The organism is Microlunatus sp. M237, assembly GCF_056896895.1.
In genome coordinates this window covers 742419-756239 of record NZ_JBXHBL010000002.1, presented here as the reverse complement: position 1 = coordinate 756239, position 13821 = coordinate 742419, and the positions used below count along the sequence as shown (strand labels likewise).

Sequence of the window (13821 nt, the reverse complement as noted above, 5' to 3'; positions counted from 1 at the left end):
ACCTGACATCGGGCTCACCTCAGCCGCCGGCGCCGCGAGCGCAGCGCCCCCAGTGCAGCTGCGGCGGCGCCGGTCGCGACCAGGCCGGCCAGCGTTGCGGGGGTGGACAGGTGGGCGGTGGTGGCGAACAGCTCGATGGCCGTGAGCAGCGAGTGGAGCAGCGGAGCGATCATGCGTCCACTCTCGCGAGCGGGCGACGCCGGGGTAAGCCGGGCAACGGGTCGACCCGGGGTGGGGATATCCCTGCTGTACCGGGGCCCCGGATTCGCGCCGACCAGTCAGATCCGGGTAACATCGGCGTTCTGCCCGGTCGTGGACCGGTCCTTGTTCTGTGCTGTCAAAGAGTGCCCGGGCGTCTGACCCGGAATGTGGAGAGGTCGCTAATCGTGGGTTCGGTCATCAAGAAGCGTCGCAAGCGGATGGCGAAGAAGAAGCACCGCAAGCTGTTGAAGAAGACGCGCATTCAGCGTCGTCGCGCCGGCAAGTAGTCAGGCCGCCGCACACCCCACTCCGTCCTAGGGGGCTGGATGACGCGCGTCGTGCTGGTCACCGGGGTCTCTCGGGACCTCGGTGCTCGGTATGCGCGCGCGCTCGCCGCTGAGGACGGATATCAGGTCATCGGCGTCGACGTCATCCCTCCCCGGCACGACCTGGGGCAGGTCACGTTCGTGCGGGCCGACATCCGAAACCCCGTCATCGCCAAGGTGATCTCGGGTTCCGACGTCGACACCGTCGTACACATGGCCATGGTGACGACCCCCAGCAGTGCCGGGGGTCGTTCGTCGATGAAAGAGATCAACGTCATCGGCACGATGCAGTTGCTCGCCGCCTGTCAGAAGGCCGAGTCGGTGACCAAGCTGGTCGTGCAAAGCTCGGCATCGGTGTACGGCGCCTCACCGAGGGACCCGGCCACGTTCACGGAGGAACTGTCCCCGCGGGTGCAGCCCCGGACCGGGTTCGGCAAGGACTCCGTCGAGATCGAGACGTACGTCAGAGGACTGGCCCGTCGCCGTCCTGACGTCACCGTCACCACCTTGCGGCTGGCCACTCTGATGGGCGCCGGCGTGGACAGCCTGGTCGCCCGCTACCTGTCGTTGCCGGTGGTGCCCAAGGTCATGGGCTTCGACGCCCGGCTGCAGTTCCTGCACCCCGCGGACGCCGTTGAGGCGCTGCTGCTGGTCACCCGCGACGACGTGCCCGGCACCTACAACGTCGGTGCGGCGGATGTCGTCACCCTGACGCAAGCGCTACGGCGGATGGGCCGGCCGGCGGTGCCGGTGCCACAGCACGGCGCGCCGCTGCTGGCGGCCCTGGCCCGCCAAGCCCGGCTGGCCGAGTTCTCCACCGACCAGATCGACGCCTTGACCTATGGTCGGGCGATGGACTGCAGCCGCTTCACCGAGGCGACCGGCTTCGTGCCGCGGCGTTCCTCCCGGGAGTCGCTGGAGGAGTTCGTCGCCCTCTCCCGGCCGGGCGTGCTGGCTGTGGAACGGGTGGACACCGTGCTCGACTCGGTGGCGAGGATGCTCGCCCCGCGCGGAGCCCACGGTGGCTGACGCGGAGATCATCCAGCTGGGCAGCCGCGGCCGACCCGGCCGCGGTAGTCGCACCACGCCGTCCGCCGCCGCCCGCGGCTTGGCACCGCGAGCCCGTAAACCTCCGGCCCAGCCGTCCCCGTCGACGGCCGACGCCATCAGCGATGACGCCGAGGTCGTCGCGGAGCCGCAGCCACTGCACCCCGCGGCGTCGCCATCGGGGCCGCGCACCCGCGCTGCGCGCCGCACCCGCGCTGCGCGCCGCGGCCGCGCGGAGCAGCCGGCTGAGCCCGCTCTCGACGATGAGCTGCGTGACGACGACCCCGGCCTCGGCGATGAGCAGTTCGACGAACCCGCCCTCGGCGAACCCGCCCTCGACGACCCTGCCAGCGACGACCGCGCCTCCGAGCGCGAGGCCGGCGACGACTGGGATACCGGCGAGCCGGAGTCGCCGCTGGACCTGGCGACTCTGGTCACCGAGCTCACCGGACTGGCGGCGCGCACCGTGGACGGACTGCGAACCGCCCCGGTGCGTCAGCTCCGCGACTTCGCCGCCGACCCACTGCGCGGGCTGCTGTCCGTCGCCGAAGCGCTCGGGGTGGACTGGCAGGGCTCGCTGGACGAGGTGATCGCCTTCGCCCGGGCGCGGTTCAGCGGCGACTATGCCGTCGACGAGTTCGGCTTCGACCCCGAGTTCACCACCCGCGTCTTCCTGCCCCTGCTGCGTCCGCTGGTCCAGAGCTGGTTCCGGGTCGAGGTGCGCGGACTGGAGAACCTGCCGGAGAACGGGTCGGCGCTGTTGGTGTCCAACCACGCCGGCACCCTGCCGCTGGACGGCATCGTCTTGCAGAGTTTGGTCTATGACGAGCTCGGGCGGCACGTCCGCCTGCTCGGCGCTGACCTGGTCTTCTCCGTCCCGTTCTCCCACGACATCGCCCGGCGTACCGGCACCACGCTCGCCTGCCAGGAGGACGCCGAGCGGCTGCTGGACTCCGGACAGCTGGTCGCTGTCTTCCCCGAGGGGTTCAAGGGTCTGGGCAAGCCGTACGCCGACCGCTACAAGCTGCAGCGGTTCGGCCGCGGCGGCTTCGTCTCGGCCGCCGTCCGGGCCCAGGTGCCGATCATCCCAGTGTCGGTGGTGGGCTCGGAGGAGATCTACCCACTGGTCGCCTCCGCGCCGACGCTCGCGCGGGCGATGGGCGTGCCGTACTTCCCGATCACCCCGCTGTTCCCGTGGCTGGGAGCGCTCGGCATGGTGCCGCTGCCGAGCAAGTGGATCATCGAGTTCGGTGAGGCCATCACCACCGACGAGCTGCCCGCGGGTGCGGCCGACGATCCGATGATCGTCTTCAACGTGACCGACCAGGTCCGCGAGACCATCCAGCAGACGCTGTATGCGCTGCTGATGCGGCGTCGCAGCACCTTCTTCTGAGCACCGTGTACGGAGCCCTCGCGCTGATCCTGGTCGCGCTCGCAGTCTTCACCGTGTCTGTCGTGCGCCGAACGCCCCTCGACCCGACCGGTGACCGCGAGACCGCCGAGCTGGACCGCGAACAGCTGCGTGGCTTCGGCTACGTCGGCGCGGCAGCCCTGGGATTGCTGGCGGTCGTCGTGGTCGCCACCGGGCTGGCGGTGGAACCCGACGGACTGGCCGAGAACCTCGGCATCCTCGGCGCCTTCGCCTATCTGGTCTATCTCGTCGCCGCCTGGGCGGTCGGCCGGCTCCAATCCCGTACCGGCCGCAGGTCAGGACTGGAACCGACGCCGCACCGCGAGGCCGGCGGCGAGCGCACCGGCCCCGGCTCCCGCGCCGGCCGCGCCGAATAGCCCCGCCCGCATCGCCCGGCGATGAGTCCGGTAGTCGCGGACCTGCCAGTCGTTCTGCGCGGCATGTGCCTTGAGACGGGGGTCGGGGTTGATGGCGCACGGGTATCCGACCAGGGACAGCATCGGCAGGTCGTTGTAGGAGTCGGAGTACGCGAAGCAGCGCGCCAGGTCCAGGCCATGGGTCTGGGCCAGGGAGCGGACCGCCCCCGCCTTGGCCGCCCCGTGCAGCAGCTCCCCGGCCAGCCGCCCGGTGTACACCCCGTCGACGTGCTCCGCGGTGGTGCCCAACGCACCGGTCAGGCCGAGCCGCTGGGCGATGATCGTCGCGACCTCGAGCGGGGCGGCAGTGACGAGCCACACCTGCTGGCCCACGTCCAGGTGGCTCTGGGCGATCGCCCGGGTACCGGGCCAGATCCGGCTCGCGATCGACTCCTCGTAGACCTCGTTGCCGACCTCCTCCAGCTCAGCCGTGGTGTGTCCCGCGATGAAGGACAAGGTGGCCTTGCGGGCGTCCTCGATGTGCTGGGGGTTCTCCCGCCCGGCGAACCGGAAGTAGGCCTGCAGCCACAGTCCTTTGAAGATCACCCGGGTGGGGAAGAAGTTGCGCCGGTACAGGCCCTTGGCCAGATGGAACAGGGACGCACCCTGCACCACGGTGTTGTCCAGATCGAAGAACGCCGCCGCGCGTGGGTCGGCATGGATGAGCGGGTTGTTGAGCTCCAGCACGGGACCGGGACCGTCGACGGGGGCGCCGCCGGGTCCGGTCAGGTCTCCGTACGGGGCATCGGCATCGTCGGCAGAGGCCGGGGGAACGGCTTCGGCGAACCGGCCGGGGTGCTCCGGTGAACTCATGGCTCCACACTATCGGCGACCGCGGACCGCGCCGGCCACGCCGTGCGAGACTCGGGAACGTGCAGAAGGAGCAGAACGCCGACCCCGCGGACCGTCCGCCCCGCTACGCCAACTTCGCCCAGCTGCTGAGCGTCCAGGCGACGTTGCGCCCCGGCGCGGTGGCGGTGACCGCACCGGGGAACCAGCGGCGGGTGCTGACCTGGGCTGAGCTGGACCGCCGCGTGGACGCGGTCGCCTCCGGCCTGGCCGGGCGCAGCCTGGTCGCCGGCCACCGGGTGGGGCTCCTGGGCGCCAACTCCCTCGAGTTCGTGGTGGCCTACTTCGCCGCGCTGCGGGCCGGTTTCGTGGTGGTGCCGGTCGACCCGCAGGTCAGCGACGCCGACCTGGTCTCGATCAGCGCAGATGCGGGCCTGCGGTTGCTGCTCACCGACATCCCGCGCAGCGTGCCCGGGGTGCCGACCGCACCGCTGTCCGAGGACGGGCTGGACGAGCTGGCCCGTGGCGCCGGGGGACCGGTGAGCTCGCCGCAGGACCGGGAGAGCCTCGCACTGCTGCTCTACACCGCCGGCACCTCCGGCGATGCTCGCGCCGCGATGCTCACCCACCGTGCCCTTCTCAGCCAGCTGGAGCACCTGCACGAGCTCGGCGTGGTCGACGCCGACGATGTGGTGGCGGCGGTGCTGCCGTTGTTCCACGTCTTCGGGCTCAACGCCGTACTGGGTGGCTGGGTCATCGCCGGCGCCCGCCTGGTGCTGCTGGACGGGGCGACCGAGAACCTGTTCGACCTGCTGCGCGACGAGGCGGTGACCAACCTGCCGGTGGCCCCCTCGGTGATCTACCGGCTGCTGCATCACCGCGATCTGAGCGACGCGCTGGCCACCGTACGCACCGTCGTCTCCGGCGCGGCGCCACTGCCGATCGCGCTGCGGGACGAGTTCATCGAGCGCACCGGGCTGCGGATCGAGCAGGGCTACGGTCTGACCGAGGCCTCACCCGGGGTGAGCACAACGCTCGGCGGTGACATCGCCGGACCGGGCCACGTCGGGCGTCCGCTGCCCGGCGTTGAGGTCCGCATCGGTGACGGCTCCGACGACGCGGAGCCGGCGGAGATCTGGGTCCGGGGTGACAACCTGTTCTCCGGCTATTGGCCGGACGGGCGGGATGGTCCGGACGCCGACGGCTGGTTCGCCACCGGCGACATCGGCTACCTCCGCGACGGTGAGCTGTTCCTCGTCGACCGCGCCCGCGAGCTGATCGTCGTGCACGGCTTCAACGTCTATCCGGCCGAGGTGGAGGAGGTGCTCCTCGCCCAGGAGGGCGTCGAGGCGGCCGCCGTCATCGGCCGAGTGGACCCCGCCGGCGGTGAGCGGGTGGTGGCGATCGTTGTTGCGCCGTCGATCACGAAGGAGTCGGTACGCCAACACATCGCGGCTCAGCTGGCCACGTTCAAACGACCCACCGAGATCCACCTGGTGGACCAGCTGCCGCGCGGAGCCACCGGCAAGATCCGCAAGGGAGCACTGCGCGCGATGCTGGACGAGCCCGATACTCAGCTGAGTCGGGACCAGCCCGACCAGAACGCGCCCGACCAGGACAAGGAGGCCCGGCGATGAGCAGCCAGCCGACCCACGACGCCACTCAGCCGCGGGTGCTGCTGCTGACCCGGCCCGGCTGCCATCTGTGCGAGGAGGCGGTCGCCGTGGTGGCCGCTGTCTGCGCCGAGACCGGCGATGACTGGACCACCCGCGACATCACCGGGGACGAGGAGCTGACCCGGCGCTATACCGACGAGGTGCCGGTCACCTTCGTCGACGGTGCCCAGCACGACTACTGGCGGGTCGACCCCGTCCGGCTCCGGGCGGCCCTGGCCGGCTGAAGCACTGCTCAGCCGCCGGGGTGACGTCCCGGCACCCGCGCCTGCCAGCCAGCCGGCACCCGGCCCGCGCCGCCTCGCTAGGCTGACGCACCGATACGGCCGGGCCGTACCCAGATGTCACAACCAGGACGTCACAACCAGGAGGATGCACCGATGCAGCGGATCGCCCAGATCATCGCCGTCAAGCCCGAGGCGATCGAGCGCTACAAGCAGCTGCATGAGGCGGTCTGGCCCGAAGTGCTGGCCACCATCGCCGCCTGCAACATCCGCAACTACTCGATCTTCCTGCGCGAGCCGGAGAACCTGCTGTTCGCCTATTTCGAATACCACGGCACCGACCTCGCCGCCGACCAGGCGAAGATGGCCGAGGACCCCAAGACGCAGGAGTGGTGGCAGCTCACCGATCCGATGCAGTCCGCTCTGGACACCACCACCGAGGGCCAGTGGTGGGCGCCGACGGACGAGGTGTTCCACGTCGACTGAGGACCGGATCGGCTCGGGGTAGCGCTCCGGGGCGTTTGTGCATCACTTCACAAACTCCTAAAGTAGCGATGTTCGGAGAACAGCTTCCGGACGCAGACCGAGGAGAGAGATGCCGCCTGTGCAGCCCCGCTCAACCTCAGCGGACTCGCCGGGCGAGCCCAGCACGCCGACCGACGAGGCCGCAGTTCCGGCGGTCCCGGCCAAGGGCATCCCCGAGGCCACCATCGCCCGTCTGCCGGTCTATCTACGCGCCCTGACAGGGCTGGCCGCCCGTGGCATCGACACCGTCAGCAGCGGCGCCCTTGCCGAGGCGGCCGGGGTGAACTCGGCCCAGCTACGCAAGGACCTGTCCTATCTCGGCTCGTACGGCACCCGCGGGGTCGGCTATGACGTGGAGTACCTCCAGTTCCAGATCGGCCGTGAGGTCGGCTCCACCCACGAGTGGCCGGTCATCATCGTCGGCCTCGGCAACCTGGGCACCGCACTCGCGAACTACTCCGGCTTCACCTCCCGCGGCTTTCGCGTCGTGGCCCTGGTCGACCCCTCGCCCGACCTGATCGGCAAGCTGATCCACGGCGTGGCCATCACCGACCTGGCTGATCTGGAGAGCGTCGTGCCGTCCACCGGCGCGGCCATTGCCGTGCTGGCCACGCCCGCCGAGGCGGCCCAGGAGGTCGCCGACCGGCTGGTGTATCTGGGGGTCACCAGCATCTTGAACTTCGCGGCGACAGTTCTCTCCGTCCCCGACGGGGTGAACGTCCGCAAGGTGGACCTGGGCCAAGAGCTCCAGATCCTCGCGTACCACGAACAGCGGAAGTCCGACGAGGTGCTGCCGCGAGAACTAGCAGAATCCAGAGGAGCACAGTGAGCATTCTGGTTGTCAGCGTCTCGCACAAGACGACCTCCGTCGACGTCCTGGCCAGGGTGGCCATGGACGCGCCCGCGTCGGCCAAACTGGCCGACGCACTCGTCGGATCGGATCACATCGACGAGGCGGTCGTGCTGTCGACGTGCAATCGCACCGAGGTCTACGTGGCGGTCTCCCGCTTCCACGGCGGACTGGACGACGCCACCACCGCGCTGGCCGACGTCACCGGGCTCGCGGTCGACGAGCTGCGCTCGATGTGCTCGGTCTACTTCGACGAGGGTGCGGTGGTGCACACCTTCGGCGTGGCCGCCGGCTTGGACTCGATGGTGGTGGGGGAGAGCCAGATCCTCGGCCAGGTCAAGGCCGCCCTGACCAACTGCCAGAGCATCGGCACCGTCGGCACGGTGCTGAACGCCGTGTTCCAGCAGGCGATCCGGGTCGGCAAACGAGTCCAGTCCGAGACGGCCATCGGCTCGGCGGGACGGTCCCTGGTCACCGCGGCGTACGACGTCCTGACCCGGCAGAGCGGCCCGCTCGACGGCTCCCGCGTGCTCGTGGTCGGAGCCGGTTCGATGGCGTCCCTGGCCGCCCGGACCGCCGCGGCCGCCGGTGCCGCTGTGACGTGCGTCAACCGGACGTATGCCAAAGCGGTGCGACTGGCTGAGGCCGTCGATGGTCGGGCCGTGCCGTTCGACCTGCTCGACTCCGCCCTTGCCGACGCGCAGGTGGTCGTGACCTGCACCGGCGCCCGGGATCTGGTGATCGGGGCTGACCAGCTCCGCGGCAGCCAGGTCACCGGAATCGTGGACCTGGCCCTGCCGGCCGACGTGTCCGAAGACGTCACCGAGCTGGGCATCACCTTGGTCAACCTCGACCGGCTGGTCGCCGGCCAGCTCGACGCGGCCACCAGCCAGGAGGTGGACGCGGCCCGCGCGCTGGTCCGCGGCGAGGTGCACGACTTCCTCGCTCTGCGTCGCGCTGCCCAGGTGGCCCCCACCGTCGTCGCGCTGCGCACGATGGCCTCCGACGTGGTGGCCGCCGAGCTCACCCGGCTCGACTCCCGGCTGCCGCACCTCGCGCCGACCGACCGCAACGAGTTCCACCGCACGGTCCGCCGGGTGGTGGAGAAGCTGCTGCACCAGCCGACGGTGCGGGTGCAGGAGCTGGCCGCTGACTCGGAGTCGCTCGACTACGCAGCCGCACTGCGCGAGCTCTTCGCTCTCGATCCGCAGACCGTGGCCGCAGTGATGTCGCCGGAGGTACGGCCGTGACCGGGTGCCGGCCATGATCAGGATCGGTGCCCGCACCTCGCCGCTGGCCCGCGCGCAGGCCGACCACGTCGCCGCCCTGCTCGCCGCGCAGGGAGTGGAGTCGACCTTCGTCGGCGTGACCACCACCGGCGACGTCGACCGTCGCCACCTCACCGAGATCGGCGGCACCGGGGTGTTCGCCGCTGCTGTCCGCGACGCGCTGCTGGACGACCGGATCGATGTGGCCGTGCACTCGCTCAAGGATCTTCCGACCGCCGCCGTTGACGGCCTCGAGGTCGCCGCCGTCCCGATCCGGGAGGACACCCGCGACGTCCTGGTCGGCTGCGGGTTGGACGAGCTGGCTGACGGCGCCCGGATCGGCACCGGCGCACCCCGGCGCGCGCTGCAGCTGGCGGACTGGGCCGAGCAGAACGGCAGATCGATCGAGATCGTGCCGATCCGCGGCAACGTCGATACCCGGCTCGACCTGGTCCGGCGTGGGCAGCTCGACGCGGTCGTGCTGGCCGCGGCCGGGCTCCGACGGCTCGGTCGGTTTCAGAGTGACTCCAGCCGGGTAGAGATGGCTGTGGACACTCGCAGTCGCGGCACCGCAGTGGTGGCGGGTCTGCCGGCTGAGGTGCTGAGCGACGCGGTGATGCTGCCGGCTCCGGGGCAGGGAGCCCTAGCGCTGGAGGTCGCCACCGCATGGTCCGATCCATCGGCCGCGGCCGTCCGCGCACTCGACGATGCCCGGGCGCGGGCAGAATCGCTTGCAGAGCGAGGATTCCTGGCCAGGCTGGAGGCGGGCTGCACAGCTCCGGTGGGTGCCCATGCAATTGTCAAATCGGTCCGTGGTACAAGCCTCGATTTGACTCTCGCCGCAGTAATTGGGAGAACTTTAGTGAGCAACTTGTCAGAACCGACCAAAAGCGGCCCTCCGATTCGGGTGGCGGTGCAGGGATCGACCGAGGACCCGCTGCAGTTCGGGGCCGACGCGGCTGATCAGGCGCTGGACGAGTTGCACGGCATACAACGCTCTCGTCCCTGAGTGTCGAGGCTGAACAAGAGAACGCGAGAATCGCCAGTGAGCACTTCGGCCAGCCCGCCCCGCACTCCATCCTCCGTATCCAGCCCTCCAGTCCCCGCGACTCGCGGCCGCGTGATCTTCGTCGGCACCGGACCCGGTGACCCGGACCTGCTGACTCTGGGCGCCATCGCGGCGCTGGCCGACGCCAACGCCGTCATCTTGGACAACGAACGCCAGCGCGAGATCCTCGCTCACCCCGCCATCACCGTGGCCGACGCGATCGAGGTCGCCACGCTGGGACTGTCCGAGGCCGGCAAGCCGCTGACCCCGGCCGCCCGGGCGAAGATCGTGCTCAAGCACGCCGCCGAGGGTGCTCGGGTGGTGCGGCTGGTGGCCGGTGACCCCTTCCTCGACAACGCGGTGGCCGACGAAGCGGCCGCCTGCGTGCGGGGCGGGATCGACTTCGAGGTGGTTCCCGGTGTCTCCAGCCTCACCGCAGTGCCCGAGTATGCCGGGATCGACCTCAACCACGGTGGCGGCGTGCACTTCGCCTCCGTCACCGACGGCCGCTTCACCAAGACCGCCTGTGCCCAGTGGGGCTCGGCCTCCACGGTGGTGGTCAGCACGCTGGTCGCCATGGTCCCCGACCTGGTCGACGCGGCGCTCACCTCCGGGCGACCCGGTGATGATCATGTTCTGGTCACCTTCCACGGCGGCAGCACCGAGCAGGCGAGCACCGCCACCACGCTGGCCGAGCTCGCAGCCGCGGTCCGTGCGGTCCAGGCGCTGCCGAACGACCCGGTGCACGTGATCATGGGTCAGGCGGTCGAGCAGCGCACCGAGCTCAGCTGGTATGAGACCAAGCCGCTGTTCGGCTGGCGCGTGCTGGTGCCCCGCACCAAGGACCAGGCCGCCCCGATGGTGGCGCGGCTGCGGACCTACGGCGCACACAGCGAGGAGGTGCCGACCATCTCGGTCGAGCCGCCGCGCAGCCCGCTCCAGATGGACAAGGCCATCCGTGGCCTGGTCGAGGGCCGCTACGAGTGGGTCGCCTTCACCTCGGTCAACGCCGTCAAGGCGGTGCGGGAGAAGTTCGAGGAATACGGTCTGGACGCCCGGGCCTTCTCCGGGCTCAAGGTCGCCGCCGTCGGTGAGGTGACCGCGAACGCCCTGCAGGCGTGGGGGATCGGGGCCGACCTCGTGCCCGAGCATGAGCAGTCCGCCGCCGGCCTGGCGGCCGAGTGGCCGCCGTACGACGAGGTGCTGGACCCGATCAACCGGGTGTTCCTGCCGCGCGCCGACATCGCGACCGAGACGCTCGCCGCCGGGTTGGTGCAGCTCGGCTGGGAGGTGGAGGACGTCACCGCCTACCGGACCGTCCGCGCCGCGCCGCCGCCCGCCGAGGTGCGCGATGCGATCAAGACCGGCAAGTTCGACGCTGTCGTGTTCACCTCCTCCTCCACGGTGCGCAACCTCGTCGGCATCGCCGGCAAGCCGCACACGTCGACCATCATCGCCGCCATCGGCCCGGCCACTGCGAAGACCTGCGAGGAGCATGGGCTCCGGGTCGACGTGGTCGCCACCAAGCCGTCGGTGGTCGATCTCGCTGACGCGCTGGCCAGCTTCGCCGCCGAGCGCCGGGACGCCTTGGTGGCGGCCGGCGAACCCGTCTCCAAGCCGTCGCAGCGTCGCCCCGGCAGCCGCCGCCGGTCGTGAGCACCCCACGGGCCGACCTGGTCGGTCAGGTACGTCCCCGGCGGCTGCGCAGCAACGCAGCCGTCCGGGCCATGGTGCGCGAGACCTCGCTCGAGCCCCGGCAGCTGATCCTGCCGGTGTTCGTCGGCGAAGGGCTGAGCGAGCCGCGCCCGATCAGCTCCATGCCCGGCGTCGTCCAGCACACGCTGGATTCGCTGCGCAGGGTGTCGGTCGAGGCGGTCGAGGCCGGGCTGGCCGGGGTGATGCTGTTCGGCATCCCCGAGCACAAGGACGCCCGCGGCTCCGGCGCGCTGGCCGAGGACGGCATCCTCAACGTCGCCACCGCTGCGGTCCGGTCCGAGGTCGGTGACGACTGCCTGGTGATGACCGATGTCTGCCTGGACGAGTTCACCGACCACGGCCACTGCGGCGTGCTGACGGCCGACGGCGTGGTCGACAACGACGCCACGGTGGAGATCTACGCCCAGATGGGAGTGCTGCACGCCGAGGCCGGAGCGCACGTCGTCGCCCCCAGCGGGATGATGGACGGTCAGGTACGAGCGCTGCGCGCCGCACTGGACCGCGCCGACCACACCGACACCGCGATCATGGCGTACGGCGCGAAGTATGCCTCCGCCTTCTACGGACCGTTCCGTGAGGCGGTGTCGTCCTCGCTGCAGGGCGACCGCAAGACCTATCAACAGGACCCGGCGAACGTCCGCGAGGCCCTGCGGGAGGTGGCTCTGGACGTCGCCGAAGGCGCCGACGTGATCATGGTCAAGCCCGCGCTCGGCTATCTCGACGTGCTGGCCGCGGTCCGAGCCGCGGTCGACGTGCCGGTCGCCGCCTACAACGTGTCAGGGGAGTACGCCATGGTCGAGGCCGCAGCCGCGCAAGGCTGGATCAACCGGGAGGCGGCCGTCGACGAGACGCTGCTCTCCATCCGCCGGGCCGGCGCGGACATGATTTTGACCTACTGGGCGCTGGAGCGGGCGGGGCGCGGCCGATGAGCGCCCCGCTGTCCCAGACGGACCACGGTTTCGGCGATCAGGCCTCGGCCGCGGCCTTCGCCCGCGCCCGTTCCGTCATCCCCGGTGGGGTCAACTCCCCGGTCCGGGCCTTCGCCGCCGTCGGGGGCACGCCACGGTTCATCGCGTCGGCCTCGGGGGCCTACCTGACCGACGTCGACGGCAACCGCTACGTGGACCTGGTCTGCTCCTGGGGACCGATGCTGCTGGGCCACGCGCACCCCGAGGTGCTGGCCGCGGTCACCGCCACCGCGGCCTCCGGCACCTCCTTCGGCGCGCCGACCCTGGCCGAGGTCGAGCTGGCCGCGGAGATCATCGACCGGACTCCGGTCGAGCAGGTGCGGCTGGTCAGCAGCGGCACCGAGGCGACCATGTCGGTGCTCCGGCTGGCCCGCGGCGTCACCGGCCGCGACAAGATCGTCAAGTTCGCCGGCTGCTACCACGGCCACGTCGACGCCCTGCTCGCCTCCGCCGGCTCGGGCGTCGCCACCCTGTCCCATGGCGCCTCCGCACAGGTGGCCGGCGGCGGCGTTCCCGGCACCCCGGGGGTGACGGCGGCAACCACCGGCGACACGATCGTGCTGACCTACAACGACCGGGCCGGCGTCCGGGCAGCGTTCGACGCCTACGGCGACCAGATCGCCGCGGTGATCACCGAGGCCGCGGCCGGCAACATGGGGGTCGTGCCGCCCGGTGTCGAGGACGGCGTCGGTTTCAACGCCTTTCTGGCCGAGGTGGCGCACGCGCACGGCGCGCTGCTGATCAGTGACGAGGTGATGACCGGGTTCCGGGTGAGCAGGTCCGGCCAGTTCGGTATCGACGGCGTCGTCCCCGACCTGATGACCTTCGGCAAGGTGATGGGCGGCGGGTTCCCGGCTGCGGCGTTCGGCGGCCGGACCGACCTGATGCAGCACCTGTCCCCGGTCGGCAGCGTCTACCAGGCCGGCACGCTGAGCGGGAATCCGGTGGCCACCACCGCGGGGCTGACGACGCTGCGGCTGGCCACCGAGGCGGTCTACGCCCACGTGGACGCGGTGTCGGCACAGTTGCGGTCTGCGGTCGGCGCGGCGCTGTCCGAGGCCGGTGTGCCGCACCTCATCCAGCGGTCCGGGAACTTGTTCAGCGTCTTCTTCGTGCCGGAGGGTGTGACCGCAGTTCCCGACTACGCCACCGCAGCGACCCAGTCGACCCCTCGCTACGCCGCCTTCTTCCACTCGATGCTGGCCGACGGGGTCTATCTGCCGCCCAGCGCCTTCGAGGCCTGGTTCCTCTCCGCGGCCCACGACGACGCCGCCATGGACCGGATCGTGTCGGCGCTGCCGGCGGCCGCGCGGGCGGCAGCCGCGGCCGACTCCACCGCCCCGGGATCGGGGAGCTGAG

15 protein-coding genes are annotated in these 13821 nt (G+C 70.9%); 13 read left to right on the top strand and 2 right to left on the bottom strand.

From position 1 onward, the window contains the following. Positions 1 to 14: 14 nt before the first annotated feature. The gene (locus AC1XX3_RS09805) at positions 15 to 173 is read right to left on the bottom strand and encodes a hypothetical protein (protein WP_483320901.1); all 159 of its coding nucleotides are present in this window, start codon (positions 171 to 173) and stop codon (positions 15 to 17) included. Positions 174 to 386: 213 nt separating this feature from the next. On the opposite strand from AC1XX3_RS09805, the gene AC1XX3_RS09800 reads away from it, so the two are divergent. The 4 genes from AC1XX3_RS09800 to AC1XX3_RS09785 are packed head-to-tail and all read left to right on the top strand — an operon-like array spanning position 387 to position 3362. After that, positions 387 to 488 (top strand): 30S ribosomal protein bS22, encoded by a 102-nt coding sequence (locus tag AC1XX3_RS09800; protein WP_002550589.1) that lies wholly within the window; start codon positions 387 to 389, stop codon positions 486 to 488. Between the two features lie 39 nt (positions 489 to 527). Further along, positions 528 to 1556 (top strand): NAD-dependent epimerase/dehydratase family protein, encoded by a 1029-nt coding sequence (locus tag AC1XX3_RS09795; RefSeq protein WP_483320900.1) that lies wholly within the window; start codon positions 528 to 530, stop codon positions 1554 to 1556. Beyond that, positions 1549 to 2967 (top strand): lysophospholipid acyltransferase family protein, encoded by a 1419-nt coding sequence (locus tag AC1XX3_RS09790; RefSeq protein WP_483320899.1) that lies wholly within the window; start codon positions 1549 to 1551, stop codon positions 2965 to 2967. Before AC1XX3_RS09795 ends, AC1XX3_RS09790 begins: the two co-directional genes overlap by 8 nt. Positions 2968 to 2972: 5 nt before the next feature. Next, the gene (locus AC1XX3_RS09785; protein ID WP_483320898.1) at positions 2973 to 3362 is read left to right on the top strand and encodes a hypothetical protein; all 390 of its coding nucleotides are present in this window, start codon (positions 2973 to 2975) and stop codon (positions 3360 to 3362) included. Here AC1XX3_RS09785 and AC1XX3_RS09780 read toward each other — a convergent pair. After that, entirely contained in the window at positions 3282 to 4214 is a 933-nt protein-coding gene (locus AC1XX3_RS09780) for an HAD family hydrolase (protein WP_483320897.1), read from the bottom strand. The two genes, AC1XX3_RS09785 and AC1XX3_RS09780, sit on opposite strands and share 81 nt — an antisense overlap. Before the next feature lie 59 nt (positions 4215 to 4273). Here AC1XX3_RS09780 and AC1XX3_RS09775 point away from each other — a divergent pair, with 59 nt between their 5' ends. The 9 genes from AC1XX3_RS09775 to hemL all read left to right on the top strand — a co-directional run bounded on the left by AC1XX3_RS09775 (position 4274) and on the right by hemL (position 13820). After that, positions 4274 to 5827, top strand: a complete 1554-nt coding sequence (locus AC1XX3_RS09775) for a class I adenylate-forming enzyme family protein (RefSeq protein WP_483320896.1) — start codon at positions 4274 to 4276, stop codon at positions 5825 to 5827. Further along, positions 5824 to 6090, top strand: a complete 267-nt coding sequence (locus AC1XX3_RS09770) for a glutaredoxin family protein (protein ID WP_483320895.1) — start codon at positions 5824 to 5826, stop codon at positions 6088 to 6090. Before AC1XX3_RS09775 ends, AC1XX3_RS09770 begins: the two co-directional genes overlap by 4 nt. 153 nt (positions 6091 to 6243) lie before the next feature. Continuing rightward, the gene (locus AC1XX3_RS09765; RefSeq protein WP_483320894.1) at positions 6244 to 6573 is read left to right on the top strand and encodes an L-rhamnose mutarotase; all 330 of its coding nucleotides are present in this window, start codon (positions 6244 to 6246) and stop codon (positions 6571 to 6573) included. A 109-nt stretch (positions 6574 to 6682) separates the two neighbouring features. Then, on the top strand, positions 6683 to 7441 hold the full coding sequence (locus AC1XX3_RS09760; RefSeq protein WP_483320893.1) for a redox-sensing transcriptional repressor Rex: 759 nt from the start codon (positions 6683 to 6685) through the stop codon (positions 7439 to 7441). After that, positions 7438 to 8712: a glutamyl-tRNA reductase gene (locus tag AC1XX3_RS09755; protein WP_483320892.1), complete on the top strand. Its 1275-nt coding sequence runs from the start codon at positions 7438 to 7440 to the stop codon at positions 8710 to 8712. The genes AC1XX3_RS09760 and AC1XX3_RS09755 overlap by 4 nt, the downstream gene beginning before the upstream one ends. Before the next feature lie 13 nt (positions 8713 to 8725). Continuing rightward, a complete protein-coding gene (gene hemC / locus AC1XX3_RS09750) occupies positions 8726 to 9739 on the top strand; it encodes a hydroxymethylbilane synthase (protein WP_483320891.1) in 1014 nt (337 codons plus the stop codon). Positions 9740 to 9775: 36 nt separating this feature from the next. Next, a complete protein-coding gene (locus AC1XX3_RS09745) occupies positions 9776 to 11434 on the top strand; it encodes a bifunctional uroporphyrinogen-III C-methyltransferase/uroporphyrinogen-III synthase (protein WP_483320890.1) in 1659 nt (552 codons plus the stop codon). Then, the gene (gene hemB, locus AC1XX3_RS09740) at positions 11431 to 12423 is read left to right on the top strand and encodes a porphobilinogen synthase (protein WP_483320889.1); all 993 of its coding nucleotides are present in this window, start codon (positions 11431 to 11433) and stop codon (positions 12421 to 12423) included. Before AC1XX3_RS09745 ends, hemB begins: the two co-directional genes overlap by 4 nt. Next, positions 12420 to 13820: a glutamate-1-semialdehyde 2,1-aminomutase gene (hemL, locus tag AC1XX3_RS09735; RefSeq protein WP_483320888.1), complete on the top strand. Its 1401-nt coding sequence runs from the start codon at positions 12420 to 12422 to the stop codon at positions 13818 to 13820. The genes hemB and hemL overlap by 4 nt, the downstream gene beginning before the upstream one ends. Position 13821 lies beyond the last annotated feature (1 nt).